The organism is Streptomyces sp. NPDC090127 (genome assembly GCF_044746945.1).
Taxonomy (GTDB): Bacteria; Actinomycetota; Actinomycetes; order Streptomycetales; family Streptomycetaceae; genus Streptomyces.
The window spans coordinates 670,263-697,069 of record NZ_JBIVDE010000002.1; the positions used below are offsets into that span (position 1 = coordinate 670,263).

Below are 26,807 nucleotides of genomic sequence, written 5' to 3' on the forward strand. Positions count from 1 at the left end.
ACCTAGGATCGAGCCATGCCCGACAGCTCCAGCGAACCGTCGGCCGCCCGCTCGGCCGCCCTGGGTCATGATCCGTACGTCCGTGTGCGCGGCGCGCGCGAGCACAATCTCGCCGGCGTCGACGTCGACATCCCGCGTGACGCGATCGCCGTCTTCACCGGGGTGTCGGGATCGGGGAAGTCCTCGCTCGCCTTCGGGACGATCTACGCGGAGGCGCAGCGCCGCTACTTCGAGTCGGTCGCGCCGTACGCCCGGCGGCTCATCCATCAGGTGGGGGCGCCCAAGGTCGGCGAGATCACCGGGCTTCCGCCGGCGGTCTCGCTGGAACAGCGCCGGTCCTCCCCCGGCGCCCGCTCGTCGGTCGGCACGGTCACGACGCTCTCCAACTCGCTGCGCATGCTCTTCTCCCGCGCCGGTACGTACCCGGCGGGCGCCGCCCGGCTCGACTCCGACTCGTTCTCGCCGAACACCGCCGTCGGCGCCTGCCCCGCGTGCCAGGGGCTCGGCCGGGTGCACGAGACGAGCGAGGAACTACTCGTACCGAACCCGGAGTTGTCGATCCGGGACGGGGCCATCGCCGCGTGGCCCGGGGCCTGGCAGGGGAAGAACCTGCGCGATGTGCTGGACGCCCTCGGTCACGACGTGGACCGTCCGTGGCGGGAGCTGGCCGCCGAGGACCGGCGATGGATCCTCTTCACGGACGAGCAGCCGGTCGTCACGGTGCATCCGGTACGGGAGGCGGGGCGGATCCAACGTCCGTACCAGGGAACGTACATGAGCGCCCGACGGTATGTGATGCACACCTTCGCGGACTCGAAGAGCGCCACGCTGCGGGCGAAGGCGGAACGGTTCCTGACCAGCGCTCCGTGCCCGGTCTGCGGGGGCGCCCGGCTCCGGCCCGAGGCGCTCGCGGTGACCTTCGCGGGCCGGACGATCGCCGAGCTGGCCGCCCTGCCGCTGACGGTCCTGGCCGGGCTGCTGGCGGAGCACGACGGGTCCGAGACCGCGCGGGTGCTGACCGGGGACCTGATCGCCCGGATCGGCACGGTGACCGAGCTGGGTCTCGGCTATCTCAGCCTGGACCGCGCCACCCCGAGCCTGTCCAACGGCGAACTCCAACGTCTGCGGCTCGCCACCCAGTTGCGCGCGGGTCTGTTCGGTGTCGTGTACGTCCTCGACGAGCCCTCCGCCGGTCTACACCCGGCCGACACCGAGGCGCTCCTGGTGGTCCTGGACCGGCTCAAGGCGGCAGGCAACACGGTCTTCGTGGTCGAGCACCATCTCGACGTGATCCGCCATGCCGACTGGCTCGTGGACGTCGGCCCCCTGGCGGGGGTGCACGGCGGACGGGTCCTGCACAGCGGCCCGCCCGGCGAACTGGCCGGGGTGGCGGAGTCGGCGACGCGCCGCTTCCTCTTCGACCGGGCGCCCGTCTCGGAGCGGGCGGTCCGCCCGCCCACGGGCCTGCTGCGCGTCGGGCCCGTCACCCGGCACAACCTCAGCGCCGTGGAGGCGTCGTTCCCGACCGGGGTCCTCACAGCGGTGACCGGGGTCTCGGGGTCGGGCAAGTCGACCCTGGTCGGCGAGTTGAGCGAGGAACTCGCCGGTGTGGGTAGGTTGGTGACGGTCGACCAGAAGCCGGTCGGGCGGACGCCCCGGTCGAACCTGGCGACGTACACGGGTCTCTTCGACGTGGTCCGCAAGCTGTTCACGGCCACCGAGGAGGCGCGGGCCCGCGGCTACAAGGCGGGGCGGTTCTCGTTCAACGTGCCCGGTGGGCGGTGCGAAACCTGTCAGGGCGAGGGCTTCGTCTCCGTCGAGCTGCTCTTCCTGCCGAGCACGTACGCCCCCTGCCCGGACTGCGGGGGCGCGCGCTACAACCCGGAGACCCTGGAGGTCCGACTGCGCGGGCTGACCATCGCCGAGGTGCTGGACCTGACGGTCGAGTCCGCGGCCGAGTTCTTCGCCGACACCCCGGCCGCCGCGCGGAGCCTGCGGACCCTGCTCGACGTCGGCCTCGGCTATCTGCGGCTCGGGCAGCCGGCGACCGAACTGTCCGGGGGTGAGGCCCAGCGCATCAAGCTGGCCTCCGAGCTCCAGCGGCCGCGCCGGGCTCACACCCTCTACGTCCTGGACGAGCCGACGACCGGGCTCCACCCGGCCGACGTCGAGGTCCTGATGCGCCAGCTGCACGGCCTGGTCGACGCCGGACACACGGTGGTCGTCGTCGAGCACGACATGGACGTGGTGGCCACGGCCGACTGGGTGATCGACCTCGGGCCGGGCGGCGGCGAGGAGGGCGGCCGGATCGTGGCCGAGGGGCCCCCGCGGGTGGTGGCGGAGGCGCCGGAGAGCCGGACCGCGCGGTATCTGGCGGCCCGGCTCGGCGGCTGAGCGCCCGCCGGGGCACCGAGGCCCGACGACTGAGCACCCGCCGGGCCACCCGGGTTCGACGCCTCTGCGCCGCCGGACTACCGGCGCTCGACGACTGGGCGCCCGCGGGGCTACCGGGGCTCGATGACTGGGCGCCCGCGGGGCTACCGGGGCTCGACGACTGAGCACCCGCCGGGCTACTGGGGCTCGACGCCGGTGCGCCCGCCGGACTACCGGGGCTCGACGCCGGTGCGCCCGCCGGACTACCGGGGCTCGACGCCGGTGCGCCCGCCGGACTACCGGGGCTCGACGAACTGGACCTCCAGGCTGACCTTGATCACGTCGCCGAGGAAGCCGGGGGCGAAGTCCAGGCCGAAGTCGCTGCGCCGGAACTCCCCGGTCGCGTCGAAGCCCGCGTGCCGGCTGCCGTCCACCGGTACATCGACGACACCGCCGAACTCGACGTCGAGGGTGAGGGGGCGGGTCACGTCCCCGATGGTGAGCTCCCCCTCCAGGGTCCACTCCTCCCCCGCGCCGGCGATCCGGGTGGAGCGGAACGTCATCGTCGGGCGCTTCTCGACGTCGAGCAGGTCGGCGGCGCGCACGTGGGCGTCCCGGTCCGCGTTGCCGGTGTCGATCGAGGCGAGGGCGACGGTCGCGGTGATCGAGGAGTCCGCCAGGCTCTCGCCGACGACGAGCTCCGCGTCCAGTTCGTTGAAGCGGCCGCGGACCTTGGAGATGCCGAGGTGGCGGATGGTGAAGCCGACGGCCGAGTGCAGCGGGTCGAAGACCCAGCGTCCGGCGGTCAGCGGAAGGGCCACGGCGGAGCCCGTGGGGTCCGTGGGGCCGGTGGGACCCGTGGGGCCGGTGGCGTGCGCGGTCGTGGAGCTCGTCACGGTCGTGGAGGTCTGTGCGTCGTTGGTCATGGCTCAACGCTGCGGCCTCGCCCCGCCGTGAGGAAGGCCGCGCCGGGACCGGTAGTACGGAGGCTGGTAGTGACAGGGCCACCCTCGCGCCCTCGCCTCCTCGTACGATCGAGGGATGAGCGACAACGAGCTGGGCGCGTTCCTGCGCGCCCGCCGCGAGGCCCTCACCCCCGCCGAGGCCGGTCTTCCGGCCGGGACGCGCCGGCGGACACCGGGGCTGCGGCGGGCCGAGCTGGCGATGCTGGCCGGGATCAGCGTGGAGTACCTGGCCCGCCTGGAGCAGGGCCGGGACCGCAACCCCTCGGCCCAGGTCCTCGGGGCGCTCAGCGACGCGCTGCGGCTGCCGCTCGACGCCCGGGTCCACATGCGCCGGCTGCTGAAGTCCCAGGACCACAAGCACCTGTGCGCGGTGGCCCCGGCCCCGGCCCGCGAGGTGCGCTCCACGGTGCGCGCCCTGCTCGACCGGCTCGGCGAGACCCCGGCCGCCGTGACGAACATGCTGGGCGAGACCGTCGCGTACAGCGACGGCTACGCGCGGCTCGCCGGGCCGGTGGGGCTGCTCGACGGCGACCCGCCGAGCCTGCCGCGCTACGTCTTCACCGACCCCCGGGCCCGCGAGCTCTATCCGGACTGGGACCGGGTCGCCGACCAGCAGGTGGCCGCGCTCTACTTCGGCATCACCGGCTCCGACCCCACGATGGCGGAGCTGGCCCGGGAGCTGACGATCACGGCGGGCGCGGCCTTCTCGGACCGGCTGGCCTCGGCGGGCGTCCTGCCGGACCGCTCGGGCGTGGAGCGCCTGGTCCACCCCGAGGCCGGTGAGCTGCGGCTCGCGTACGAGGTGCTCGAACTGGCGGAGACCGACGGCCAGCAGCTGGTGGTACGCCTCCCCGCCGACGAGGCCTCCTCCGCCGCCCTGGACCGCCTGGTCGGTCGCCGCCCGGGCACCCTGCGCGCCGTCGGCGGCTGACCGGACGCTCGCCCGCGGAAGTTCGAACGGCCTCGGCGCCGACCGGACGCCCGCCCGCGGAAGTTCGAACGGCCTCAGCGCCGACCCGACGTGCGGGTCGCGCGGAGCCACTCCTTGTTCATCGCGGCGATCGACGGCAGGGGGATCCCCTTCGGGCAGGCCGTCGCGCACTCGCCCGTGAGGGTGCAGCCGCCGAAGCCCTCCGCGTCCATCTGGCCGACCATGTCCAGGACGCGGGTCTCGCGCTCCGGGGAGCCCTGCGGCAGGACGTTCAGGTGGTTGACCTTCGCCGAGGTGAAGAGCATCGCCGACCCGTTCGGGCAGGCGGCCACGCAGGCGCCGCAGCCGATGCACTCGGCGTGCTCGAAGGCGAAGTCGGCGTCGGCCTTCGGCACCGGGGTCGCGTGGGCCTCGGGGGCCGAGCCGGTGGGGGCGCTGACGTAGCCGCCGGCCTGGATGATGCGGTCGAAGGCGGAGCGGTCGACGACCAGGTCCTTGACGACCGGGAAGGCGGAGGCGCGCCAGGGCTCGATGTCGATGGTGTCGCCGTCGCGGAAGGACCGCATGTGGAGCTGGCAGGTGGTGGTGCGCTCGGGGCCGTGGGCGTCGCCGTTGATGACCAGGCTGCACGCGCCGCAGATGCCCTCGCGGCAGTCGTGGTCGAAGGCGACGGGGTCCTCACCGCGCAGGATGAGCTCCTCGTTGAGCGTGTCGAGCATCTCCAGGAACGACATGTCGGAGGAGATGCCGTCCACCTCGTAGGTGGACATGGCTCCGGGGGCGTCGGCGTTCTTCTGGCGCCAGACGCGGAGGTTGAGCTTCATGCGTAGCTCCGCTGGGTGGGGTGGACGTACTCGAAGACGAGGTCTTCCTTGTGCAGGACCGGGGCGGCGCCCTCGTTGAACTCCCAGGCCGCCGCGTACGAGAACTCCTCGTCGCGGCGCTCGGCCTCGCCGTCCGCGGTCTGGGACTCCTCGCGGAAGTGGCCGCCGCAGGACTCGGCCCGGTGCAGCGCGTCGAGGCACATCAGCTCGGCGAGCTCCAGGTAGTCGACGATCCGGTTGGCCTTCTCCAGGGACTGGTTGAACTCCTCGCCCGTACCGGGGACCTTGATGCGGCGCCAGAACTCCGCGCGGATCTGCGGGATGCGGTCGAGCGCCTTGCGCAGGCCCTCGTCGGTGCGGGCCATTCCGCAGAACTCCCACATCAGTTCGCCGAGTTCGCGGTGGAAGGAGTCCGGTGTCCGGTCGCCGTCCACCGCGAGCAGCAGGTTCAGCCGGTCCTCGGTCTCCGCCAGCACCTCGCGCACGGCGGGGTGTTCGTCGGTGACCGGCGCGTCGGCGGGGTGCCTGGCCAGGTAGTCGTTGATGGTGGCCGGCAGGACGAAGTACCCGTCGGCGAGGCCCTGCATGAGCGCGGAGGCGCCGAGCCGGTTGGCGCCGTGGTCGGAGAAGTTGGCCTCGCCGACGGCGAACAGGCCCGGCACGGTGGTCTGGAGGTCGTAGTCGACCCAGAGTCCGCCCATCGTGTAGTGGACGGCCGGGTAGATCCGCATCGGGACCTCGTACGGGTTCTCGGCGGTGATCCTCTCGTACATGTCGAAGAGGTTGCCGTACTTCTCCTCGACCGCCTTGCGGCCCATCCGCCGGACGGCGTCGGCGAAGTCGAGGTAGACGCCCTGGCCGCCGGGGCCGACGCCGCGGCCCTCGTCGCAGACGTTCTTGGCGGCGCGGGAGGCGATGTCGCGGGGCACGAGGTTGCCGAAGGAGGGGTAGATCCGCTCCAGGTAGTAGTCGCGCTCCGCCTCGGGGATGTCGGCGGCGGGACGGGTGTCGCCCTGGGCCTTGGGGACCCAGATGCGGCCGTCGTTGCGCAGCGACTCGCTCATCAGCGTCAGCTTGGACTGGTGGTCGCCGGTGCGCGGAATGCAGGTGGGGTGGATCTGGGTGAAGCAGGGGTTGGCGAAGTACGCCCCGCGCCGGTGGGCCCGCCAGACGGCGGTGGCGTTGGAGTTCATGGCGTTCGTCGACAGGTAGAAGACGTTGCCGTAGCCGCCGCTGGCGAGGACGACGGCGTCCGCGTAGTGGGTCGAGATCGCGCCGGTGACCAGGTCCCGGGCGACGATCCCGCGCGCCCGGCCGTCGACCACGATCAGGTCGAGCATCTCGGTGCGGGCGTGCATCTCGACGTTCCCGGCGGCGATCTGCCGGGAGAGCGCCTGGTACGCGCCGAGCAGCAGCTGCTGACCCGTCTGGCCGCGGGCGTAGAAGGTACGGGAGACCTGGACGCCGCCGAAGGAGCGGGTGTCGAGCAGTCCGCCGTACTCGCGCGCGAAGGGGACGCCCTGGGCCACGCACTGGTCGATGATCTCGACCGAGACCTGGGCCAGGCGGTGGACGTTGGACTCGCGGGCCCGGAAGTCGCCGCCCTTGACGGTGTCGTAGAAGAGGCGGTGGATCGAGTCGCCGTCGTTGCGGTAGTTCTTGGCGGCGTTGATGCCGCCCTGGGCGGCGATCGAGTGGGCGCGGCGCGGGGAGTCCTGGTAGCAGAACTGGACGACGTGGTAGCCCTGTTCGGCAAGGGTCGCGCCCGCGGAGCCGCCCGCGAGACCGGTGCCGACGACGATGACGGTGTGCTTGCGCCGGTTGGCGGGGTTGACCAGCCTGGCCTGGAAGCGGCGGGTGTCCCAGCGCTCGGCGATGGGGCCGGCGGGGGCCTTGTGGTCGACGACCGGCTCACCGGTCGTGTAGTCGAGGAAGCTCATGTCAGCTCACCACTCCGGTCATGACGGCGACGGGGACGGAGACGAAGCCCACGGTCAGGACGAGCGCGAGGCCGTTGGCGAGGATCTTGAGGAGCCGCTCCCGGCGGGCGTTGCCGACGCCGAGGGTCTGGGCGGCGCTCCAGAAGCCGTGGCGGACGTGCAGGCCGACGGCGAGCATGGCGACGATGTAGATGACGTTGCCGTACCAGGTGGAGAAGGTGTCGACGACGTTCTCGTACGGCCGTCCCTCCTGGAAGCCGCCGGGGTGGACGGTGCCGGTGGTCAGGTCCAGGACGTGCCAGACGATGAAGAGGCCCATGATGATCCCGCCCCAGCGCATGGTGCGGGTGGCGTACGAGGACCCCTTGCGGCGGTGGACGTAGCCGGTGGGGCGGGCCTTGATGTCGCGCCTGCTGAGCTGGTAGGCGGAGACGGCGTGGCCGATCACGGCGGCGAGCAGCACGATCCGGACGAGCCAGAGGGCCCAGGAGTAGTGCAGGACCGGCTCGCCCATGGTGCGCAGCCAGTGGCCGTAGGCGTTGAACTCCTCGGGGCCGAAGAAGACCTTGAGGTTGCCCATGACGTGGGCCACCAGGTAGCCGAGCATGAGCAGACCGCTGACGGCCATGACGGTCTTCTTGCCGATGGTCGAGGACCAGAAGCCGCGGGGGCGGGTGGGCGGCGGGGGTGCCGTCTTCGTTGCCAGAGCCATGCGACAGACGCTAGGGCCGAAGGGCCCGAGAGGTCCAAGACATGGTCCGGCTCATCTCGATAGGCTGAGCCTATGCAGTTCCAGCAGCTTCTGTACTTCGTGGCCGTGGCGGAGACCCGGCACTTCACCCGCGCCGCCGAGCGGGTGCACGTCTCCCAGCCCTCGCTGTCCCAGCAGATCCGGGCCCTGGAGCAGGAGCTCGGGGCGGAGCTGTTCAGCCGGGCCCGGGGGAACATCGCGCTGACCGACGCGGGCGAGGCGCTGCTGCCGCTGGCCCGCCGGATCCTCGCGGACACGGACACGGCCCGGCACGAGGTGCAGGAGCTGGTGCAGCTGAAGCGGGGGCGGGTGCGGCTGGGCGCGACGCCGAGCCTGTGCACGGGGCTGCTGCCGGACGTGCTGCGCGCCTTCCACGACCGGCACCCGGGGATCCAGCTGCTCATCGAGGAGGGCGGCTCGCACGATCTCGTACGGGAGCTGGCGCGCGGGGCTCTCGACCTGGCGCTGGTGGTCCTGCCGCTCCCGACGCCGTCCCCGGCGCTGACCACGGTGGAGCTGCTGCGGGAGGACCTGGTGGTGGCGTCGAGCGCGGCGGCGCCGTGGCCGAGCCGGCCGGTGCGGATCGCCGATCTGCGCGACCGGCCGCTGGTGATGTTCCGGCACGGCTACGACCTGCGGGAGCTGACGGTGGCGGCGTGCCGGGCGGAGGGGTTCGAGCCGTCGTTCACGGTGGAGGGCGGGGAGATGGACGCGGTGCTCGGCTTCGTGCGGGCGGGGCTGGGAGTCGCCGTGGTGCCCGCCATGGTCGCCGCCCGCGCGGGCGGCGACATCCGGGTCACGGCGCTGGCCCGCCCCGGGCTGCGCCGGACGATCGCACTGGCGCACCGCAGCGACGTGGCCCCGCCCCGGGCGGCGCGGGAGCTGCAGCGAGTCCTGCTGGCCTCCCGCGCCTCCGCCCCGCCCACGGTATGACGGCTCCGGCACCCTCCGCGCCGCCCACGGCATGACGGCTCCGGACCGCACCGCGCTGCCCCTGGCACGACAGCTCCCGCCCCGCCCACGGCAGACGGCAGGCGGCAGACGGCTCCGCCTACACCGCGTCCGCCAGGAGCAGGGAGTGGATGCGGTCCGGGGCGCCCGGGCGGGCGTAGTACCAGCCCTGGGCGGTGTCACAGCCGAGTTCGCGGAGCTGCTGTGCCTGCGCCCCCGTCTCCACGCCCTCCACCGTCACCGCCAGCTCCAGGCTGTGGGCGAGCGAGACGATGCCCTCCACGATCTTCAGGTCGACCGGGTCCGCCGGGTGCTGCTGCATGCCCTGGGTGAACGAGCGGTCCAGTTTCAGCACGCTCACCGGCAACCGGCGCAGGTTGGCCAGGTTCGAGTAGCCCGTGCCGAAGTCGTCCAGGGCGATGTCGACGCCCATCTCGGCGAGCTGCCGCAGCGGCTTCAGCAGGTCGTCGTCCGCGCCGATCAGCGCCGACTCGGTGACCTCCAGGCAGAGCGCGCCCGGCTCCAGCCCCGACCGCTCCAGGACGTCGACCGTGTCGGCGACCAGGCGCGGGTGGTGCAGCTGGGTCGGCGAGAGGTTGACGTTGATCCGCAGCGGGCCCCCGTCGGAGTGCCGGGCCTGCCAGAACCGGGCCTGGCGGACGGCCTCCTGGAGCACCCAGCGGCCGAGCGGCACGATGAGCCCGGTGTTCTCGGCGAGCGGGATGAACCGGTCGGGCCCGAGCACCCCGTGCTGCGGATGGCACCACCGTACGAGCGCTTCGGCGCCGTGCACGCTGCCGTCGCCGAGGTGCACCAGCGGCTGGTACTCGATGAAGAACTCGCCGCGTTCGAGCGCCGCCGGCAGCGCGGTGGTCAGCCCGTGCCGGGTGATCGCGCGGGCGTCCGCCTCGGCGTCGGCGAACTCGAACCGGTTGCCGCCGGCCGACTTGGCCCGGTACATGGTGATGTCCGCGCTGCGCAGCACCTCCGCCGGGGTCCGCTCCCCCGCCGGTCCCTCGACGACCCCGATGCTCCCCCGGACGGTCAGTTCGCGGCCGTCGATCCGGACGGGGGTGGCGAGCGCGGTGAGGATACGGTTCGCCAGCTCGACGACCTCCCGCTCGGTGTTACGGCCGGTGGTCAGGGCGACGAACTCGTCGCCCCCGAGCCGGGCCACCATCTCGCCGGGCGCCGTGGCGCAGCTCTGCAGCCGGTCGGCGACCTCGACGAGCAGCCGGTCACCGGTCGAGTGGCCGAGGCTGTCGTTGATGGCCTTGAAGCCGTCCAGGTCGAGGTAGCAGAGGCCGAAGCGCCCGCCGTCGGAGGAGGCGAGCGCCTTCTCCAGGCGCTCGAAGAACAGGGTCCGGTTGGGCAGCCCGGTGAGCGCGTCATGGGTCGCCTCGTACCGCAGCCGCAGATTGAGCAGCCGTCGCTCGGTGGTGTCCTCCATCAGCGCCAGCTGGTACTGCGGGACGCCCTCGGCGTCGCGCAGCAGCGAGACGGTGAGGTTGGTCCACAGGACCGTTCCGTCGCCCCGGTAGTACGGCTTCTCCACGCGGTAGTGGTCGCGTTCGCCGCGCACCAGCTCGCCGTACAGCTTCCAGACGTGCGGGCCGTCCTCGGGGTGCGCCCACTCGCTGACGTTGCGGCTGCGGACGTGCTGTTCGAGACCGCCGAACATCCGGGTCAGGGTCTCGTTGATCTCCAGTATGTTGCCGTCGAGGTCGGCGATGCCGATCCCTATCGCGGCCCCGTCGAAGACCGCCCGGAACCGGCTCTCGGTGGTGTGCAGGGCGACTTCGGCGGCGCTGCGGGCGTTGAGCGCCGAGCGCGCGATGGCCTCCTGCTCGAGCCGGGTCCGCTCGCGCAGCGCCTGGGCGAAGCCGGCCGCCATGGCGTGCTGGAGCCGTGCGCAGCGGGCCCGCAGCTCCTCCATGGCGGTGCCGCCCGTGACGGTGGCCGTGAAGGAGGCCGTGGACCTGCCGGTGGCGGCGGCGCCCGCGGAAGCGCCCTCCTCCCCGCAGTACAGCACCAGGTACGCGTCGATGACCCCGAGGGTGCGGCTGAGCGCGTCGGGGTCGGTGCAGTGGACGCCCACCAGCGCGGCACCCGCGCGGTGGGCGGCGCCCGTGTCGAAGGACCTGTCGTGCAGAGCGGCGCGCAGTTCGCGGGCGAGGGGGAGCAGTCGCTGCTCGAATTCGGCGCGGGTCATCGAGGTGGCCGTGACCGGGAAGATGGCCCGGCTCCAGATCGTCACGAACCGCCTGAGTCTGTCCTCGAGGCCGTCCGGCTCCGCGCCGGAACCGGACGGCTGCGACGGCACCTTCACGCTGTGCGCCCCACCCCTGCGAAGCCCGAGAAGGCGAAGGGATCCTCGTCCTCGACCGGGCTGTCGGGACGCCAGTCGGGCATCGAGACCAGGCCGGGCTCGACCAGTTCGCAGCCTTCGAAGAAGCGGCTGATCTCGTCGTGCGAGCGCATCACGAGCGGGTTGCGGATGCTGCGGTAGACCCCGACGGTGCCGGCGGCCTCGTCCTGCGTGAGCGGGATGCCCTCGTACGAGGCGTGGGTGAGCACGAGCAGGCTGCCGGGCGCGAGGGCGCCGATGAGCTCCGCGACGGCCTTGCCCGGTTCGTCCTCGTCCTCCAGGAAGTGCAGGACGGCCACGAGCATCAGCGCCACCGGCCTGTCCAGGTCGAGGAGTTCACGGACCTCGGGGCTGTTCAGGATCTCCCGCGGCTTGCGCAGGTCGGCCGCGACGACGGCGGCGTGCTCGTTGCCCTCCAGGACCGCGCGGCTGTGCGCGACGGCGACCGGGTCGTGGTCGACGTACACCACCCGCGCGTCGGGGGAGGCCGCCTGCGCGACTTCGTGGACGTTGCCGAACGTCGGTATACCGGAGCCGATGTCGAGGAACTGCGTGATGCCGTTGTCGACGGCGAAACGCACGGCGCGACGCATGAAGGCGCGATTCGCCTGCATGATCTTGGGGAGTCCCGGCATGAACTCCATGGCCTTGCGGGCCGCTTCCCGGTCCACCTCGAAATTGTGCGAGCCGCCCAGATAGAAGTCGTACATACGGGACACACTCGGTACCGAGATATCGATACCCGGCGGGGCCCAGGCGGGACGCTCCATCAATGTCTCCAACAAGTCGCCACGGGGGATACGGCCATGTGTTCGCGGCCGGTGTTCGAGCCGAGGCTACTGATCGCCCGCCGAGAGAGCGAGTGGAAACGGAAATTCGCGGTCCGTTCTTGGTCACACGCCAATGGCACGTGCGTGAGGAACGCAGAGTTCACGCCTTCAGCGCGTGCACTTTCACGTGCATATGGACGTGCGCCGGTCCGCCGTCACCTGTGTGGTGACGGCGGACCGACCGGTCGGAAGCGCTGCGCGGGGGATCTACTTGGGCGCTCCGACCAGCTTTCCCTCGGGGGATACGGCGTACCAGGTACCGCCCACACCTTGGCCGTTGGTCTCTCCGGGCGCCGTGTCGCCGGCGAAGGTGTAGAGCGGCCAGCAGTCGATCGTCTGCTGCTTGACGCCGTCGGGCCGGGCGAAGGTGACGAAGCCCTTCTTCGTGATGCCCTCGATGTCGTTCTTGTCGACAGGGGCGACAACCGGCCACTTCTTCAAGCAGGCACCGGTACAGGCCGTCTTCATGGGCCAGGCGGAATCCTTCTTGAATCGGTAGACCGTCATTCCTCGCGAATCGACCACGATGTCACCGAGGTTGGGGTCCTTGCGTACCGAGAGCCCCGCCGCGTCCGCCGCCGGAGCCTCCGTTTCCGGCTCCTCCTCCGCGTCCCCGGCGCCCTCCGCGTCCTCGCCGGCGGCCGGTGCGGCCTTCTTCCCGTCGGGCGCGGCGGCGTACCAGGTCCCGCCGACCCCCTGCCCGTTGAGGTCGCCCGGAGCCTCGTCCTTGGCGTACCGGTACATCGGCCAGCCGCCGATCGTCAGTTGTGTGCCGCCGTCGGGCCGGGTCACCTCGCCGAGCAGCGAAGCGTCCACGCCGGCCGGGGGCTTGGCTCCGTCGGGGCTCACCACCGGCCAGACCGCGGCGCAGTCGCCCTCGCAGGTCGCCTTCGGCGGCGAGGAGGAGTCCTTGTCGAAGCGGTAGAGGGTGAAGCCCTCGCTGTCGGTGACCACCTTGCCGAGCTCCTTGGTCGCCGACACGGCCAACTGCCCGGCGGGTTCGGCCTCGGCCGCGCCGGCACCGGAGCCGTAGCCCCCGGAGGCGTATCCGCCGGAGTCGGCGCCCGAGCCGCTGTCGGCGGGCGCTCCCGCCGGGTTCGCGGCTCCCGCGGGCTGACCGCCCAGCGTCTGGTCGCCCTGCTCCTGACCGCACGCCGTCGTCAGCGCGAGCACGGCCGCCGCCGTCAGACCGATCGCCGCGTTCCGCCAGGTCTTCATGTCAACTCCCGTTTCATCATTGCCAGTTGGAGCGGGCTTTCGAGGTCCGCTTCCCGGCATTGGATACGGGGCGCGCGGGCGGCGTGCTCAACGGAGGCGAAGAAACTTTCGGAGATCGCCAAACCCATGAGCGCCCAGATCCCCACCATCCGGGGAATCCGCGCCGTTCACCGCGTGGTGCGCCGGGGCCGCGATCATGCTCTTCGGCGTGTCTCTGTACGGATCCCCTCTCGCACGGCTCCTGCCGGCCGCCGCGCTGCTGTGGCTGCTCGCCGCACCGGCGCCCGCGGCCGCCGACGCCTGTGCCTACGCCACGACCGGGCCGGGCGGTTCGAACACCTCGGTCGCGGTCATCGGGCCGGACGCGTGCTCGCCCACACCGACTCCACCGCCGCCCACGCCCGCGCCCCCGCCCACGCCCACTCCGCCGCCGCCTCCGACGCCGGAACCCGAGCCGCCGCCGAAGCCGCCACCGCCGCCGAAGCCCGTCCCGCCGCCCCCTCCGCCCGTACGGGAGGACCCGCCGCCCCCGCCCCGACCGGCCCCGCACGTCCCGGCGCCGCCGCCGCCGAGGCCCGCACCGGCGCCCGAGCCGCCCGCTCCCCCGCCGCCGGCTCCGGCCCCGTCGCTGGTGCCGAAGCCACCCGCCGCCACCCCCGTCGCCCTGCCCGCCTACCGCCGCACCGCTCGGCCGCAGCCCACCGGAGGTACCTCGCCCGTGACGATGATGCTGCTCGTCACCGCCCCCGCGGTGCTCGCGACCGCGATCCTGCGCCCCCGTTCCCGCTGAGCCCGCCGAAGGAATCACCATGTCCGAATGGCTCGTCCTGACCATCGCGATGGCCGCCGCCTGCGCGGTCGTCCTCACCATCGTCGTCATCAACAACCGGCGGGTCCCGGACGACGACGACCCCTCCGCGACGCCCGACGTCATGGAGTACATGACGATGATGATCGGCGTGATCTACGCGATCGTGCTCGGCCTCGCCATCGCCGGTGTCTGGGAGGCGCGGGGCGCGGCCCAGGAGACCGTGCGCCAGGAGGCCCAGGCGCTGCACGAGATCTCGGCGCGCGTCCAGGTCTACCCGGCGGACGTACGGGACCGGATCCGCGCCGACGTCGACGCGTACGTCTCGTACGTGGTCGACGAGGAGTGGTCCCACATGTCCGAGCACGGCGAGCTCGGCGACGAGGGCACCCGGCTCCTGGAGCAGGTGCGCCGGTCGGTGACCGACTACCAGCCGGCCACCGACCACGAGGGGCAGGCGTACCAGCCGCTGGTGGACCAGGTCGGTGTGGTGGACGACGCGCGGGGGGCCCGCGGACAGAGCGCGGGGGCGACGATGCCCGGGGTGGTGTGGTTCGGCCTCATCACCGGCGCGCTGGTGACGGTCGGGCTGATCTTCACGCTGCAGATCCGGCGCACCGGCAGGGAACTGCTGCTCGCGGGCCTGTTCAGCGCCCTCATCGCCTTCCTGCTCTTCCTGATCTGGGACTTCGACGCGCCGTTCGGGCGCGGGATCTCGGCGACGGCGACACCGTTCACCGACCTGTTCCCGAACCTGCCCGGGTAGGGCCCGCGCCGTCGGACGGGCACCAGGGAGTGACCAGGGAGCGTCCGGGCGCCCCCCTGGCCCCCGCTTCACCCTCGTCCGACGCGCGTGTGGGCCGGACGGGGGACGTCCATGCCCCATTCGCCCGCCTGGGATCGCGGCTGTGGTAATGCGCTCCTAGCGTTTCGGTCATCGAGGTGCACGCCCTGTCCTTGTGCGGAAACCGCTTCCGCTGCTGCTCCTCGGGGACCGGAGGATTCCATGCGCGCGATACGTGCCGCGTCCACTGCCCTGCTGGGGGCGGCCACCCTCGCCCTGGCCGCTCCCGTCGCCATCGCGGCGGACGGTGCCCCCGCACCCAATCCGCAGGCCGCCAAGGCGAAGGCGCCGGGCGATTTCGTCGTGTCGCCCTCGCTGGTGGCGCCGGGCGGACGGGTGACACTCACGGCGCCCGGCTGCCGCAGCACGGCGACGGCCTCGGCGGGCGTCTTCGACACGGTGACCATCGCCCCCGGGTCCTCGGCCACCGCCACGGTGGACTGGGACGCCAAGCGGGGTGCCGTCTACACGGTCACCTTCTACTGCACCGGCGGCATCACCGACACCGTCAACCTGACCATCAGCGGCACCACGGCGTCGCCGACCAGCAGCTCCACCGTCCTGACCACCCCGCGCGGGGTGCAGGGCGGAGTCGGCGGCTCGGTCGACGGCATCGGGACGGGAACGCTGGCGGCCGGCGCCGGACTGGTGGTCCTCGCCGCGGCGGGCACCGTCTTCACCGTACGGCGCAGGTCCCAGCTCGACCGCGGCCGTCGCCACTGACGGCCGGGACGGTGTCCGCGCCGAGGGCCCCCGCCCACGGTCGTCCACCGGGCCCGAAGCCCCGTACACGCCCGTCGCCCCCGAATCCTGTGCACCAGGGTTCGGGGGCGACGGGCGTTGCGGGCCGACCGGGAGGTTCGGCCGGTCAGACCTTGACGCCTGCCATGCGGCGCCGACGGGCGATGAACAGGCCGCCGCCGAGCGCGGCCGCGGCGACGAGCGAACCGCCGACGGCCATCTCCGTGGAGCTGGGGGCGAGCGAGCCGCCGATGCCGCCCTGCGCGCCCTGGCCGGCCAGCACGCGGAACGACTGGGTGAGCGTCCGGTTGCCGCACTGGACGGACAGGTTGTACTGGCCGGGCGTGACGTGGTTGTAGATGCGGACCGTGGCGGTGGAGGCGCCGTTGGTGTTGCCGGAGAGGGTGGTCGTCGGGAAGGCGTTGGACGTCACCGTGCCACCGGCGCAGTTCCTGGCGGAGATCGTGAGGAGTCCGCCCTGGTGGACCGCGAAGGGGGAGACCGTGACGCCGTTGGAACCGTCGCCGCCCCGCGGTGCCTCGTAGGCGTTGACGGTGACACTGCCGGGCTCGGTGGTGGCAGCGGCGAGGGGGGCGGCGAGCCCGACCGCCGCGAACGCGGTGGCGGTCACCGCCAGAGTGCGTGCAGCACGCATGGTTGAACCTCCAGTGGAAGACGCCCCAAAGCGGTGCTCCGGGAAGTTCGACGAGTACGCCTTCCAATACGAACCCTCACAAGCAGTGGCAATCCGCGCATTTCGGCACTGGTCCACCCCGGTGAGGCGACACGCCGGGGAAACGGCCGCGAATCTGACGGAGCCGCAGGTCACGGACCGTCAGAAGGGTTATCTGACGAATACTCGGATGGGTCATCGTCCCCGTCACCCGCCCGCTCTTCGGGTACCACGGAGCCCCGGCGCCCCGTCGGTTCGCGTGGCCGGGCCCGCCACCCGTTCGCCCCGCTCTGATCGCCGGTCCGCCGGGCCGCCCTTACCGTTCTGACGACGCCACGAAGGGAGAACCATGAGCCCCAAGGACTTCAGCGTCCTTGTGCCGAGGAGACGCCAGCCGTGGGGCGCGCTCGCTCTCGTCATGCTGTCCGGCCTGGCGATGATGCGCAACGGGGTCGACACCGACCTCCCGCCGCAGCCGGCGGCCGCGGCGCGACCTCAAGCGATCGGGTCGCCGCCCCACGCGCCCGACGGACTCGAACCCCTGCCGTACGCACCCGCGTCGCGCGTGAGCATCCCGGCCATCCGCGTCGCGGCACCCCTCATGGACGTCGGCCTCGACCAGGACGGCTGGATCGCGGCGCCGCCGCCGGAGGACCCGAACCTGGCCGGCTGGTACCAGAACGGCATCGCACCGGGGCAGCGCGGCACCGCCGTCCTCGTCGGCCATGTCGACAACTCGGCGGGCCCCGCGGTCTTCTACGGCCTCGGGTCGCTGGAGAAGGGCCAGCACGTCGAGGTGGAGCGGTACGACGGCCGGGTGGCCGTCTTCGAGATCTACGGCGTCGAGGTGTACGCCAAGAACAACTTCCCGGGCGTCCAGGTCTACGGCGACAACGGGGAGCCCGAACTGCGGGTCATCACCTGCGGCGGCGGCTACTCCCGGGCCACCGGCTACGACGGCAACGTGGTGGTGTACGCCCGCATGGTCGGCTCGCGCTGACCCGTACGACACGCGGAGAACGCACGCGGAGAAGGCCCCCGGAGGTCCGGGGGCCTTCTCCGCGTGCCGGAGGGGCGCCGCTCAGCGCCGGGGGACGGTGATGCTGTAGCCGGCGTCGAGGAGTTCGGGCAGGTACCGCTTGAGCGCGGCGACGCTCTGCGCGCGGTTGCCGCCCGCGTCGTGCGAGAGCACCACGACTCCGGGCGCCGCCCCGTCGAGGACCCGGCGCACGATGCTCCCGGTGCCCGGCTCCTGCCAGTCGAGGGTGTCGACGGTCCAGGCGAGGGGCTCCATGCCGAGCTCGGCCCCGATCTCGAACGAGTGCCGGTTCCAGGCCCCGAACGGGGCGCGGTACCAGAGCGGGGCGGAGCCCAGGATCTTCTCCACGAGGTCGCTGGTGGAGCCGAGTTCGTCGCGGATTCCGGAGGGCCGCAGCTTGGGGATGAGCGGATGCGACCAGGAGTGGTTGCCGACCACGTGCCCGTCGGCCGCCATCTCCCGTACCAGGTCCCGGTTGACGGTCGCCATCTCGCCGCAGACGAAGAACATCGCCCGGCACCCGTAGCGCCGCAGGGTGGCGAGGATCTCGGGGGTGTAGCGGGGGTCGGGCCCGTCGTCGAACGTCAGCACCATCGAACGACCGACGCCGGACATCTGGAGGAACGGCCGCTGCCGGACGGGCGGGACCGCCCGGCGGTAGGCCGGGGGCGCGTACGCCGTCATCGGCTGGAGCCGGTACGAGGAGGGCCGCAGTCGGCCGCCCGCGGGCGCGCCCGCGGCGGGGGTACCGCCGGGCCCTCCGGGTGCGGGACCTGCGGCGGCCTCCGGCGCGAGGGCCTGGGGGGCGCCCGGCGGGGCGCCGAAGCGGTCGGCGGCGAGGACGCCGACCGTGGCGGTGGCTCCCAGGGCGGCGGCGATGCGCAGGACCGCCCGGCGCCCGGTAGGCATCTGATCCTTTTTCATGACCAATGGCTCGCATGGCCGAAGGCCCGCACCCCTCATCCACACCGGACGCCCGTCCGAAAACACCCGATGAGCCGATAGCCTCGAAGGGCCGGCGCCGACACGGCCGCCACCGCCCGCGGCGAGGGTCGCCCTACTCCCCCATCACGAGGCCGTCCTTGGCCGCGCCCCGGCCCAGGACGACGCCGCGAACGGTGTCGCGTACGGCGGTGAGGGGCTCCCCCTTCCTGATGGCCGCGTTGAGGTCGACGGCCCGGCCCCGGCCCGTGTCGAACCACTGCGGGAGGAACTCCGCCTTGGCGACCTCCCACCGCGCGCCGGGGGCCGTGGGCGGGGTGAAGGTGAAACGCCCCAGGCTGGACTGGTTGCCCCGGGGGTCGAAGGAGCCGGCGTGGTTGATCATGTCGCCGGCGATCTGGTCGCCCATGCCGTAGATCACCCAGGTGCCGTTGACCTTCTCGTACGCCTGCGGGACGTGCGCGTGGGTGCCGAGGATCAGGTCGATGTCGGGGCGTCCGCCGGTCCGCGAGGCGGTGAGGGAGCGGGCGAGGGTGAGCTGGCGGTCGTCGGGGGCGGTCTGCCATTCGGTGCCCCAGTGGATGCTGACCACGACGACGTCGGCGCCGGCCCGCCGGGCGGCCCGGGCGTCGGCGACGATTCTCTCCTCGTCGATCAGGTTGACCGCCCAGGGCTTCCCTTCCGGCAGGGGATAGCCGTTGGTGTCGTAGGTGTACGCGAGCTGGGCGACGGTCGCGTCGCCCGCCCTGAGCAGGGTGGGGCGGTCCGCCTCCTCGGCCGTCCGGGCGGAGCCGGCGTGCCGGACACCGGCCCTGTCCAGGGCGTCGAGGGTCCGGGTGAGGCCGGCGACGCCGTCGTCGAGGGTGTGGTTGGAGGCGGTGGAGCAGGAGTCGTACCCGGTCTCCTTGAGGGCGGGGGCGATCTCGGGCGGCGACTTGAAGGCGGGGTAGCCGGTGTAGGGCCCGCCCTCCGCTCCGTACACGGTCTCCATGTGGCAGATCGCCAGGTCGGCCCCGGAGACCACGCCCTTGACCCCGGAGAGCATCGGGCGGAAGTCGTACCCCTGGCCGTGCGCGTCGGCGGCGGCCTTCTGGATGATCGAGTCGTGCGGCAGGATGTCGCCGGAGGCGACGAGGGTGAAGCCGGTCCTGGCCGAGGCTCCCCCCGGGGCGGCCGACGGGGCCGCGGGGCGCGCCGGTTCCTTGCCGACGGCCGGGGCGTCGGGTGTTCCGACGCTTCCGGAACAGCCGGTCGCCGCCGTGAGCAGGACGGCCGCCAAAGCCACCGCCCGCCGTCTCGTACGTGGGGTCATCTACCGGCTCCGCCCAATTCATAGGATGAACACCTTTTCCTGATGAATTGACAGGGGATGAATGACCTAGTCAAGGCCTAAAGGCTCATCGGGCTACAAACCCCGCCGAAACGGATGAAGGCCGTCCGCCTGACCGCTCATCGCACCATTCGCCGCTCGGTGCGACCGCTCGTCGCAGACAATCGCGCGTTCTCTGTCCCTTGTCGCCCGTATGCGTTCGTATACGCCCGGGACGACGAGCCGGCAGGAGAGGTGTGGAGCATGACGACGGCGACCGCGACGAGGACGGCCACGACGGACGAGCGGGCCCTCGCGGAGCTTCAGCGGGACCACGGTCCGGCGCTGCTCGGCTTCCTGCTCGGCCTCACCAACGGCGACCGGCAGCGCGCCGAGGACCTGGCGCAGGAGACGCTGGTACGGGCCTGGCTCCACCCGGAGGCCTTCGACGGGCCCTACGACTCGATGCGCCCCTGGCTCTTCACCGTGGCCCGGCGGCTCGCCATCGACGCCCGGCGCTCACGGCTCGCCCGGCCCACCGAGATCGGCGACGGGATACTGGCCGCCACCCCCGACCCGGCCGACACCACCGAGTCCGCGGTCGCCGCCCTCGACGTCCGCGCCGCCGTCCGCGGCCTCAGTCCGGAGCACCGGGCGGTGCTGGTACGGCTCTACTTCCACGGACTGACCGTCAACGAGGCGGCGGCCGACCTCGGCATACCCGCCGGGACGGTCAAGTCCCGCTCCCACTACGCGCTGCGTCAGCTCGGCCACCAGTTGCCCGGCTACCGGCCCCGGCACCGCGCCGTTGCCCGCCCCCACGCCGGGGCCGCACAATGACCGGGTGACGCCGACGCTGACTACCGCCGCCGCGGACAAGGTACTCGCCGACAACTTCGCCCCCTGGGTGCTCGACCTGGGGCTCACGGTGGTCTCGGTCGACGACCGGGAGGCGGTGCTCCGCCTCCCCTGGTCCGACCGGCTGGCCCGGGAGGGCGGAGGTCTCTCGGGCCAGGCGCTGATGGCCGCCGCCGACACGGCGACGGTGATCGCGGTCGCGGCCGCCCGCGGCGGCTTCGTCCCGATGACGACGGTCCAGCAGTCCATCAGCTTCCAGCGGCCGGTGCTCGGCACGGACGTGCTGATCCGGGCGCGGCTGACCAAGACCGGCAAGCGGATGGCCTTCGCGGACATCACCATGACGGCCGAGGGCACGGAGGAGACGGCCGCGCACGCGACGGCCGTGTACGCGCTCCTGGGCTGAGCCGGGCCGGTCGTCGGCCGGCCTGCGTCGCGCGGGAGTACGGCAGCGCGCCGAGCCTCGCGCGCGCTGCCCCGGACGCCTCAGCAGCCCCCGTGCCCTCCTGGGACGCAGCGGCACCGATCCGGCGGAGAAACGTATCCGAAACCACACCGGCGAGTTGAGTAAAGAGCGACCCGCGCGCGTCTTCCTCGGTGGAGGCTCGTGGTCGGGATCGCCGACCGACATGTCCGGGAGAAGGTGGGAGCGTTGCTGCCCGAGAGTACGAACGGCACCAGCGGGGGCGGGCTCGCCGTCCCGATGGCATGGCTGTGTGCCGAGTTCATAGCCGACGATCTGCTGCGCACCGGCTGTCTCGTCGAGCCCGGCACCCTGGAGTACCGGGCCGGCCGGCAGACGCTCGCGCTCACCATCCATCTCTGCGAGGACCCGGACGCCCCGGGCGGGGCCCGGTCCGCGGGCCGGCTCGACGAGTGGCTCGCCAAGACCTCGTACGACCACCCCTGGCCGCAGTGGGTCCGGGCGCGGCTCGCCGAGCGGGCCCACGCGGGCGAGGACGGGCCCGACCTCGCCCTGGCCCGGGAGACCTGGCGGCTCCTCCGGGCGACCAGCGTCTGGGCCGCCGACCTGGGCGGCCTGCCGCCCGCCGGCTCCGGGTTCCCCGTGGACGAGTGCGGCCACACCTGGCTGCCCGCCTGGAAGTTGGGGCTTCCGCTCGGCCATCTGGCCCTGCATCTCTACTGATCGCGGGGTCAGGGAGCCGTCGGGTGCACACCGGGACGGTACTTGGGGATCCGTACGGTCACCTTCATCCCCGCGTCGATCCCGGTCTCGATGACCAGACCGTGGTCGGGGCCGTACACCTGGCGGAGCCGCTCGTCGACGTTGGACAGGCCGATGCCGGAGCCGGTGGGCCGCTCCCCGAGGAGGACGGCGCGCAGCACGGCCGGGTCCATGCCCACCCCGTCGTCCTCGATGACGACGACGGCCTCCGCGCCCGCGTCGCGGGCGGCGATGGTGACCCGGCAGGCGTGCACGCTGTCCTCCAGGCCGTGCTTGACGGCGTTCTCCACCAGCGGCTGCAGGCAGAGGAACGGCAGGGCCACCGGCAACACCTCGGGCGCGATCTGGAGCGTGACCGTGAGCCGGTCGCCGAAGCGCGCTCCGGCGAGCGCCAAGTACTGCTCGATGGCGCGCAGTTCGTCGGCCAGCTGAGCGAACTCGCCGTGCCTGCGGAAGGAGTAGCGGGTGAAGTCGGCGAACTCGAGGAGCAGCTCCCGCGCCCGCTCGGGGTCGGTGCGGACGAACGAGGCGATGGCGGCCAGGGAGTTGAAGATGAAGTGCGGGGAGATCTGGGCGCGCAGGGCTCTGATCTCGGCCTCCACGATCCTGGTCCGCGAGCGGTCCAGCTCGGAGAGTTCGAGCTGGACGGAGACCCAGCGGGCGACCTCGGTCGCGGCCCGGACGAGGACGGCCGACTCCCGCGAACCGTAGGCGACGAGCGCGCCGAGCACGCCGTCCTCGCCGGTCAGCGGGGCGATCACGACCCAGCGCAGCGGACAGGTGACGTCGGCGCAGTCGGTGTGCGCGGACAGGCTGCGGCCGGAGTCGAGGATCGGGGTGACCCGCTCCATGACGTGCTCGCGGTGGTGCCTCTCGCCCGGCCCGTCCCAGGCGAGGACGGCGGACCGGTCGGTCAGGCAGAGCGCCTCCGTGCCCAGCAGCGGACGCAGCCGGCGGACCGCCTTGCGCGCGGTGTCCTCGGTCAGGCCGGCGCGCAGGGGCGGGGCGGCGAGCGAGGCGGTGTGCAGGGTGTGGAAGGTGGCGCGCTCGACGGGCGTGCCCAGGTCGAGGTCGGCCGCCTGGTCGCCCCGGCGCGTGGCGAGCCGCCCGAGGGAGAAGCCGAGGGCGAGGAGTACGGCGCCGACGGCGGCGGAGGCGGCGAGTTCGATCCCGGTCATCGCTCGGCCTCCCGTGCCTCGACCTGCCCGGGTCCGGGGCGCCCGGTCCCGGGGCGCCCGGTGAACGCCTCCGGGAGGTGGAGGCGGGCGAGGAGCGCCGGGGTCGCGGCCGGGATGTGCCGTGGGGTGGCGAGCGAGACCAGGATCATCGTGAGGAAACCGAGCGGCACCGACCAGACCGCCGGCCAGGCCATCAGCGTGTGTGGCCAGCCCTCGTCCGGCAGGCCCGCGCGGGTCGCCATCACGGCCGTGAGCGCGGAGCCGCCGCCGAGCACCAGCCCGGCCATCGCACCGGGCGGGGTGAGCCGGCGCCACCAGATGCCGAGGACGAGCAGCGGGCAGAAGGACGACGCGGAGACCGCGAAGGCGAGGCCGACGGCGTCGGCCACCGGGACCTTCGAGGCGAAGACCCCGGCCGTCAGCGGCACGGCCGTGGCCAGCACGGTCGCCAGCCGGAAGTGCCGTACGCCCCGGGAGGGCAGCACGTCCTGGGTGAGGACGCCGGCGACCGCCATCGTCAGCCCGGAGGCGGTGGAGAGGAAGGCGGCGAAGGCGCCGCCGGCCAGGAGCGCGCCCAGCAGATCGCCGAGGACCCCGCCGAGCATCCGCTCGGGCAGCACGAGCACGGCGGCGTCGGCGGCTCCGGTGAGCGCGAGTTCGGGGGCGTAGATCCGGCCGAGCGCCCCGTACACCGGCGGCAGCAGGTAGAACGCGCCGACGAGCCCGAGGACGACCAGCGTCGTGCGGCGGGCGGCCCGGCCGTTGGGGCTGGTGTAGAAGCGGACGGCCACATGGGGCAGTCCCATGGTGCCGAGGAAGGTGGCGAGGATCAGCCCGTACGTGGCGTAGAGCTGGTGCCCGTCGCGCCCGCCGGCCAGCGGCTGGGACCAGCCGAGGGGATCGGCGCCGGTGGAGGCGCGGGTGGGGACGGGCGCGCCCGCGGGGAAGGCGAGCGCGGTGCCGCCCTCGACGCGGTGGGCTCCCTCGTCCAGGGTGACGGTCCCGCCCTCGTACGGCAGGGAGTCGACGCGGCCGGTGACGGTGAGCGTCAACGGGGCGTCGAGCTCGATCCGTACGGTGTCGGCGACCTTGACGACCGTGTGCTCGCGGAAGACGGCCGGCGCGTCGAAGCGGACGCGGGGCGCGTCGTCGCCGAACCAGGCGGCGGTCAGGAAGAGCGCGGGCACGAGCAGGGCGGTGAGTTTCAGCCAGTACTGGAAGGCCTGCACGAAGGTGATGCTGCGCATGCCGCCGGCCGCGACGATGCCGGTGACGACGAGGGCGACGAGCAGCCCGCCGACCCAGTCGGGCGCCCCGGTGAGGATCTCCAGAGTGAGGCCCGCGCCCTGGAGCTGCGGCAGCAGGTAGAGCCAGCCGATGCCGACGACGAAGAGGCTGGCGAGCCGCCGGGCGGGCGGGGACGCGAGCCGGGCCTCGGCGAAGTCGGAGAGGGTGTAGGCCCCCGAGCGGCGCAGCGGGGCGGCGACCAGGACGAGCAGGACGAGATAGCCGGCGGTGTAGCCGACGGGGTACCAGAGCATGTCCGGGCCCTGGACGAGGACGAGGCCCGCGATGCCGAGGAAGGAGGCGGCGGAGAGGTACTCGCCGCTGATGGCGGCGGCGTTGAGGCCGGGCCGCACGCTGCGGGAGGCGACGTAGAAGTCGGAGGTCGTCCGGGATATCCGCAGGCCGAGCGCGCCGATGAGCACGGTCGCGAGGACGACGGCGGTGACGGCGGTCACCGCGTAGGTGTGGTTCACGTCCGGCCCCCGCGCTCAGCGGCCCTCGACGAGGCGGGTGAAGTCGCGTTCGTTGCGTTCGGAGCGGCGGACGTACCAGTGGGCGACGGCCCAGATGACCGGGTGGACGCCGACGCCGAGCGCGATCCAGACGACGGCCTCGGGCGCGGGCAGCGCGAGCAGCAGCGGCAGCGGGCCGACACAGAGGGCGAGCGCGCCGAGCGCGGTGAGGCCGGCCCGCAGCTGGCTGCGCATCAGGGAGCGGACGTAGGTGTGGCCGAGGGTGGTCTGCTCGCTGATCTCGGAGCGGGCGGGCGGGTGGCCGGGGAACCGCTGGGTGGGCAGACCGCCGGCCCGGAGCGCGGAGGCGCGCGTGACGGTCTCGCGCCGCGGCCGGCGCGGCGTGGGTTCCTCGGACGTCGGTGTCCGCTCCGGCATCGGGCGACCTCGCAGGGGCTGTGGAGGCAACGGAGTCTACGCAGCGGTGTCCACGCACGGTAGAGCCGTCGGCGACCTCGCCGGCCGGCCGCTTCCGCGGCTCCGGTCAGCCGCCCGCGCGGCGCATGAGGAGGTCCCTGAGCTGGCGTGCGTGGCGCCGGCTGACGGCCAGCTCGGTGGAGCCGAGGCGGACGGAGGTGGCGCCGCCGTCGAGCCGGAGTTCGTCGATGCGGGCGAGGGCGACGAGGTGGCTGCGGTGGATGCGCACGAAGCCGCGGGCGGCCCAGCGCTCCTCCAGGGTGGAGAGCGGGATACGGACGAGGTGGCTGCCCTCGTCGGTGTGCAGCCGCGCGTAGTCGCCCTGCGCCTCGACGTAGACGATGGCGTCGACGGCCACGAACCGGGTGATCCCGCCGAGTTCGACCGGTATCTGCTCGGGCGCCGCGGCGGGGGCGGCCTGGGCGGCGGAGGACGCGGCCGGTGAGGAGGGGGCGGGGGACGCGGCCGGGGCGTGCACCAGTTCGCGGACCCGGCGGACGGCCTCGGCGAGCCGTTCACGGCGTACGGGCTTGAGGACGTAGTCCACGGCCTTGAGGTCGAAGGCCTGCACGGCGAAGCCCTCGTGGGCCGTGACGAAGACGATCAGGGGCGGCCGGGCGAACCCCGCGAGCAGCCGGGCGAGATCGAGTCCGGTGAGCCCTGCCATGTGGATGTCGAGGAAGACGACGTCGATGGCCTCGTCGCTGTCGGGGCCCGCCTCCAGGGCGCGGCCGATCCTGCGCAGGGCCTCGGTGGCGTCGGTGGCGCCCTCGGCGCTGCGGATCCGCGGATCGGCACGCAGGAGGTAGAGCAGTTCCCCGAGGGCGGGGGCCTCGTCGTCGACGGCCAGTACGCGCAGCATGCGGCGGAGTCTAAGGGAGGGGCCCGCGGGCGCTGCTTCGGGAACGTGGAGGTCCGGCGGGCGCGGGCGCTTCGGGAACGGGGACGTCCGGCGGGCGCTACTTCAGGAACTTGGAGGTCCGGCGGTCGGCGAGCGGCTTGCCGCCGGTCTGGCAGGTGGGGCAGTACTGGAGGGAGGAGTCGTGGAACGACACCTCCCGGATGGTGTCCCCGCAGACCGGGCAGGCCTCACCGGTCCGGCCGTGGACGCGCAGGCCGCTCTTCTTCTCGGCCTTGAGCCTGCCCGCCGCCAGGCCGTGCGAGCGCTCGACGGCCTCGCGCAGGGTGGTGCGCAGGGCCTCGTAGAGGACGGCGGTCTCGGCCTCGGTCAGGTTCTGGGTCGGTTTGAAGGGGGACGTCTTCGCGGCGTGGAGGATCTCGTCGCTGTAGGCGTTGCCGATGCCGGCGATCAGGCTCTGGTCGCGCAGGGCGCCCTTGATCTGCCGCCGCTCCCCGCTGAGCAGGGCGCTGAAGGCGGCGAGGTCGAAGTCCTCGGCGAGCGGGTCGGGGCCGAGGCGGGCGACGCCGGGCACGTCCTGCGGGTCGCGGACCAGGTGGACGGCGAGCCGCTTGGTGGTCCCGGCCTCGGTCAGGTCGAAGCCGTCGCCGCCGGTGAGCGCGGTCCGCAACGCGAGGGGCCCCTTGCCGGGGCGCGGCGGACCGGAGGGCAGCGGGTCCCTCCACTGGAGCCAGCCCGCGCGCGCCAGATGGACCAGGAGGTGGAGCCGGCCCGTCGGGCCGTCGGTGGCGATGTCGAGGAACTTGCCGTGCCGGGCCACCTCGCTGACGGTGGCGCCGTCGACGGCGCTCAGGGGCGGGTCGTACGTCTTGAGCACGCTGATCGCGACGGGCAGGGCGCGGGCGATCTCCTTGCCCACCAGATGTTCGTCGAGGAACTCGCGGAGGGCTTCCACCTCGGGCAGTTCGGGCATGCCACCACCCTGCCGCAGCGGCCGCCCGTA

The 26,807-nt window shown here is 73.0% G+C and carries 25 protein-coding genes; 10 read left to right on the forward strand and 15 right to left on the reverse strand.

Going from position 1 to position 26,807, the window contains the following annotated elements:
• The first annotated feature begins 15 nt into the window (after positions 1 to 15).
• Entirely contained in the window at positions 16 to 2,394 is a 2,379-nt protein-coding gene (locus ACIPPS_RS08650) for an ATP-binding cassette domain-containing protein (RefSeq protein ID WP_401428505.1), read from the forward strand.
• A 275-nt stretch (positions 2,395 to 2,669) separates the two neighbouring features.
• Here the strand turns inward: ACIPPS_RS08650 and ACIPPS_RS08655 are convergent, their stop codons facing one another.
• A complete protein-coding gene (locus ACIPPS_RS08655; RefSeq protein WP_401428508.1) occupies positions 2,670 to 3,299 on the reverse strand; it encodes a YceI family protein in 630 nt (209 codons plus the stop codon).
• A gap of 115 nt (positions 3,300 to 3,414) precedes the next feature.
• Here ACIPPS_RS08655 and ACIPPS_RS08660 point away from each other — a divergent pair, with 115 nt between their 5' ends.
• Positions 3,415 to 4,269 carry a helix-turn-helix domain-containing protein gene (locus ACIPPS_RS08660; RefSeq protein ID WP_401428511.1) on the forward strand — a complete coding sequence of 285 codons (855 nt, stop codon included), beginning with the start codon at positions 3,415 to 3,417 and terminating at the stop codon, positions 4,267 to 4,269.
• A 74-nt stretch (positions 4,270 to 4,343) separates the two neighbouring features.
• Here the strand turns inward: ACIPPS_RS08660 and ACIPPS_RS08665 are convergent, their stop codons facing one another.
• Genes ACIPPS_RS08665 through ACIPPS_RS08675 form a run of 3 tightly spaced genes read right to left on the reverse strand, consistent with a single transcriptional unit; the run spans position 4,344 to position 7,745 of the window.
• Complete coding sequence (locus ACIPPS_RS08665; RefSeq protein WP_401428513.1) at positions 4,344 to 5,093, reverse strand: succinate dehydrogenase/fumarate reductase iron-sulfur subunit; 750 nt, start codon at positions 5,091 to 5,093, stop codon at positions 4,344 to 4,346.
• Positions 5,090 to 7,033 carry a fumarate reductase/succinate dehydrogenase flavoprotein subunit gene (locus ACIPPS_RS08670; protein ID WP_401428515.1) on the reverse strand — a complete coding sequence of 648 codons (1,944 nt, stop codon included), beginning with the start codon at positions 7,031 to 7,033 and terminating at the stop codon, positions 5,090 to 5,092. The genes ACIPPS_RS08665 and ACIPPS_RS08670 overlap by 4 nt, the downstream gene beginning before the upstream one ends.
• A 1-nt stretch (position 7,034) precedes the next feature.
• Entirely contained in the window at positions 7,035 to 7,745 is a 711-nt protein-coding gene (locus ACIPPS_RS08675; protein ID WP_401428517.1) for a succinate dehydrogenase, read from the reverse strand.
• A 72-nt stretch (positions 7,746 to 7,817) separates the two neighbouring features.
• On the opposite strand from ACIPPS_RS08675, the gene ACIPPS_RS08680 reads away from it, so the two are divergent.
• Positions 7,818 to 8,717, forward strand: a complete 900-nt coding sequence (locus ACIPPS_RS08680; RefSeq protein WP_401428519.1) for a LysR family transcriptional regulator — start codon at positions 7,818 to 7,820, stop codon at positions 8,715 to 8,717.
• Positions 8,718 to 8,835: 118 nt separating this feature from the next.
• Here ACIPPS_RS08680 and ACIPPS_RS08685 read toward each other — a convergent pair whose 3' ends face one another.
• The 3 genes from ACIPPS_RS08685 to ACIPPS_RS08695 all read right to left on the reverse strand — a co-directional run bounded on the left by ACIPPS_RS08685 (position 8,836) and on the right by ACIPPS_RS08695 (position 13,151).
• Complete coding sequence (locus ACIPPS_RS08685) at positions 8,836 to 11,064, reverse strand: putative bifunctional diguanylate cyclase/phosphodiesterase (RefSeq protein WP_401428521.1); 2,229 nt, start codon at positions 11,062 to 11,064, stop codon at positions 8,836 to 8,838.
• Positions 11,061 to 11,873, reverse strand: a complete 813-nt coding sequence (locus ACIPPS_RS08690; protein WP_401428523.1) for an SAM-dependent methyltransferase — start codon at positions 11,871 to 11,873, stop codon at positions 11,061 to 11,063. Before ACIPPS_RS08690 ends, ACIPPS_RS08685 begins: the two co-directional genes overlap by 4 nt.
• A 267-nt stretch (positions 11,874 to 12,140) precedes the next feature.
• The gene (locus ACIPPS_RS08695; RefSeq protein WP_401428526.1) at positions 12,141 to 13,151 is read right to left on the reverse strand and encodes an SCO0930 family lipoprotein; all 1,011 of its coding nucleotides are present in this window, start codon (positions 13,149 to 13,151) and stop codon (positions 12,141 to 12,143) included.
• A 208-nt stretch (positions 13,152 to 13,359) separates the two neighbouring features.
• Here ACIPPS_RS08695 and ACIPPS_RS08700 point away from each other — a divergent pair, with 208 nt between their 5' ends.
• The 3 genes from ACIPPS_RS08700 (at position 13,360) to ACIPPS_RS08710 (ending at position 15,526) form a co-directional block, all read left to right on the forward strand.
• Positions 13,360 to 13,941, forward strand: coding sequence for a hypothetical protein (locus tag ACIPPS_RS08700; protein ID WP_401428529.1), 582 nt, complete (start codon positions 13,360 to 13,362; stop codon positions 13,939 to 13,941).
• Positions 13,942 to 13,960: 19 nt separating this feature from the next.
• Entirely contained in the window at positions 13,961 to 14,725 is a 765-nt protein-coding gene (locus ACIPPS_RS08705) for a hypothetical protein (protein ID WP_401428531.1), read from the forward strand.
• Between the two features lie 240 nt (positions 14,726 to 14,965).
• On the forward strand, positions 14,966 to 15,526 hold the full coding sequence (locus ACIPPS_RS08710) for a hypothetical protein (protein ID WP_401428533.1): 561 nt from the start codon (positions 14,966 to 14,968) through the stop codon (positions 15,524 to 15,526).
• A gap of 145 nt (positions 15,527 to 15,671) precedes the next feature.
• Here ACIPPS_RS08710 and ACIPPS_RS08715 read toward each other — a convergent pair whose 3' ends face one another.
• A complete protein-coding gene (locus ACIPPS_RS08715) occupies positions 15,672 to 16,199 on the reverse strand; it encodes a hypothetical protein (protein WP_401428536.1) in 528 nt (175 codons plus the stop codon).
• Between the two features lie 367 nt (positions 16,200 to 16,566).
• On the opposite strand from ACIPPS_RS08715, the gene ACIPPS_RS08720 reads away from it, so the two are divergent.
• The gene (locus ACIPPS_RS08720) at positions 16,567 to 17,217 is read left to right on the forward strand and encodes a class F sortase (RefSeq protein WP_401428539.1); all 651 of its coding nucleotides are present in this window, start codon (positions 16,567 to 16,569) and stop codon (positions 17,215 to 17,217) included.
• 81 nt (positions 17,218 to 17,298) lie between these two features.
• On the opposite strand, the gene ACIPPS_RS08725 is transcribed toward ACIPPS_RS08720, so the two are convergent.
• Positions 17,299 to 18,165: a polysaccharide deacetylase family protein gene (locus ACIPPS_RS08725; RefSeq protein WP_401428541.1), complete on the reverse strand. Its 867-nt coding sequence runs from the start codon at positions 18,163 to 18,165 to the stop codon at positions 17,299 to 17,301.
• A gap of 148 nt (positions 18,166 to 18,313) precedes the next feature.
• Positions 18,314 to 19,510, reverse strand: a complete 1,197-nt coding sequence (locus tag ACIPPS_RS08730) for a CapA family protein (RefSeq protein WP_401428543.1) — start codon at positions 19,508 to 19,510, stop codon at positions 18,314 to 18,316.
• Between the two features lie 261 nt (positions 19,511 to 19,771).
• Here ACIPPS_RS08730 and ACIPPS_RS08735 point away from each other — a divergent pair, with 261 nt between their 5' ends.
• From ACIPPS_RS08735 to ACIPPS_RS08745, 3 genes are all read left to right on the forward strand, one after another.
• Positions 19,772 to 20,347 (forward strand): sigma-70 family RNA polymerase sigma factor, encoded by a 576-nt coding sequence (locus ACIPPS_RS08735; RefSeq protein ID WP_401428545.1) that lies wholly within the window; start codon positions 19,772 to 19,774, stop codon positions 20,345 to 20,347.
• 4 nt (positions 20,348 to 20,351) lie between these two features.
• Positions 20,352 to 20,771 carry a PaaI family thioesterase gene (locus ACIPPS_RS08740; RefSeq protein ID WP_401428547.1) on the forward strand — a complete coding sequence of 140 codons (420 nt, stop codon included), beginning with the start codon at positions 20,352 to 20,354 and terminating at the stop codon, positions 20,769 to 20,771.
• 246 nt (positions 20,772 to 21,017) lie between these two features.
• Positions 21,018 to 21,512, forward strand: a complete 495-nt coding sequence (locus ACIPPS_RS08745; RefSeq protein WP_401428549.1) for a hypothetical protein — start codon at positions 21,018 to 21,020, stop codon at positions 21,510 to 21,512.
• 8 nt (positions 21,513 to 21,520) lie between these two features.
• On the opposite strand, the gene ACIPPS_RS08750 is transcribed toward ACIPPS_RS08745, so the two are convergent.
• From ACIPPS_RS08750 to ACIPPS_RS08770, 5 genes are all read right to left on the reverse strand, one after another.
• Positions 21,521 to 22,729, reverse strand: coding sequence for a sensor histidine kinase (locus ACIPPS_RS08750; protein ID WP_401428551.1), 1,209 nt, complete (start codon positions 22,727 to 22,729; stop codon positions 21,521 to 21,523).
• Positions 22,726 to 24,489, reverse strand: a complete 1,764-nt coding sequence (locus ACIPPS_RS08755; protein WP_401428553.1) for a cation acetate symporter — start codon at positions 24,487 to 24,489, stop codon at positions 22,726 to 22,728. Before ACIPPS_RS08755 ends, ACIPPS_RS08750 begins: the two co-directional genes overlap by 4 nt.
• Before the next feature lie 15 nt (positions 24,490 to 24,504).
• Positions 24,505 to 24,906: a hypothetical protein gene (locus ACIPPS_RS08760; RefSeq protein WP_401428555.1), complete on the reverse strand. Its 402-nt coding sequence runs from the start codon at positions 24,904 to 24,906 to the stop codon at positions 24,505 to 24,507.
• Between the two features lie 106 nt (positions 24,907 to 25,012).
• Positions 25,013 to 25,807 (reverse strand): LytR/AlgR family response regulator transcription factor, encoded by a 795-nt coding sequence (locus tag ACIPPS_RS08765; RefSeq protein ID WP_401428557.1) that lies wholly within the window; start codon positions 25,805 to 25,807, stop codon positions 25,013 to 25,015.
• A gap of 97 nt (positions 25,808 to 25,904) precedes the next feature.
• Positions 25,905 to 26,777: an Fpg/Nei family DNA glycosylase gene (locus tag ACIPPS_RS08770; RefSeq protein WP_401428559.1), complete on the reverse strand. Its 873-nt coding sequence runs from the start codon at positions 26,775 to 26,777 to the stop codon at positions 25,905 to 25,907.
• Positions 26,778 to 26,807: the final 30 nt, after the last annotated feature.

Coding starts and splice junctions, on each gene's coding strand:
- ACIPPS_RS08650 (WP_401428505.1), top strand. CDS start 16: ATGCCCGACAGCTCCAGCGAACCGTCGGCCGCCCGCTCGGCCGCCCTG.
- ACIPPS_RS08655 (WP_401428508.1), bottom strand. CDS start 3,299: ATGACCAACGACGCACAGACCTCCACGACCGTGACGAGCTCCACGACC.
- ACIPPS_RS08660 (WP_401428511.1), top strand. CDS start 3,415: ATGAGCGACAACGAGCTGGGCGCGTTCCTGCGCGCCCGCCGCGAGGCC.
- ACIPPS_RS08665 (WP_401428513.1), bottom strand. CDS start 5,093: ATGAAGCTCAACCTCCGCGTCTGGCGCCAGAAGAACGCCGACGCCCCC.
- ACIPPS_RS08670 (WP_401428515.1), bottom strand. CDS start 7,033: ATGAGCTTCCTCGACTACACGACCGGTGAGCCGGTCGTCGACCACAAG.
- ACIPPS_RS08675 (WP_401428517.1), bottom strand. CDS start 7,745: ATGGCTCTGGCAACGAAGACGGCACCCCCGCCGCCCACCCGCCCCCGC.
- ACIPPS_RS08680 (WP_401428519.1), top strand. CDS start 7,818: ATGCAGTTCCAGCAGCTTCTGTACTTCGTGGCCGTGGCGGAGACCCGG.
- ACIPPS_RS08690 (WP_401428523.1), bottom strand. CDS start 11,873: ATGGAGCGTCCCGCCTGGGCCCCGCCGGGTATCGATATCTCGGTACCG.
- ACIPPS_RS08695 (WP_401428526.1), bottom strand. CDS start 13,151: ATGAAGACCTGGCGGAACGCGGCGATCGGTCTGACGGCGGCGGCCGTG.
- ACIPPS_RS08705 (WP_401428531.1), top strand. CDS start 13,961: ATGTCCGAATGGCTCGTCCTGACCATCGCGATGGCCGCCGCCTGCGCG.
- ACIPPS_RS08710 (WP_401428533.1), top strand. CDS start 14,966: ATGCGCGCGATACGTGCCGCGTCCACTGCCCTGCTGGGGGCGGCCACC.
- ACIPPS_RS08715 (WP_401428536.1), bottom strand. CDS start 16,199: ATGCGTGCTGCACGCACTCTGGCGGTGACCGCCACCGCGTTCGCGGCG.
- ACIPPS_RS08720 (WP_401428539.1), top strand. CDS start 16,567: ATGAGCCCCAAGGACTTCAGCGTCCTTGTGCCGAGGAGACGCCAGCCG.
- ACIPPS_RS08725 (WP_401428541.1), bottom strand. CDS start 18,165: ATGCCTACCGGGCGCCGGGCGGTCCTGCGCATCGCCGCCGCCCTGGGA.
- ACIPPS_RS08730 (WP_401428543.1), bottom strand. CDS start 19,510: ATGACCCCACGTACGAGACGGCGGGCGGTGGCTTTGGCGGCCGTCCTG.
- ACIPPS_RS08735 (WP_401428545.1), top strand. CDS start 19,772: ATGACGACGGCGACCGCGACGAGGACGGCCACGACGGACGAGCGGGCC.
- ACIPPS_RS08750 (WP_401428551.1), bottom strand. CDS start 22,729: ATGACCGGGATCGAACTCGCCGCCTCCGCCGCCGTCGGCGCCGTACTC.
- ACIPPS_RS08760 (WP_401428555.1), bottom strand. CDS start 24,906: ATGCCGGAGCGGACACCGACGTCCGAGGAACCCACGCCGCGCCGGCCG.
- ACIPPS_RS08765 (WP_401428557.1), bottom strand. CDS start 25,807: ATGCTGCGCGTACTGGCCGTCGACGACGAGGCCCCCGCCCTCGGGGAA.
- ACIPPS_RS08770 (WP_401428559.1), bottom strand. CDS start 26,777: ATGCCCGAACTGCCCGAGGTGGAAGCCCTCCGCGAGTTCCTCGACGAA.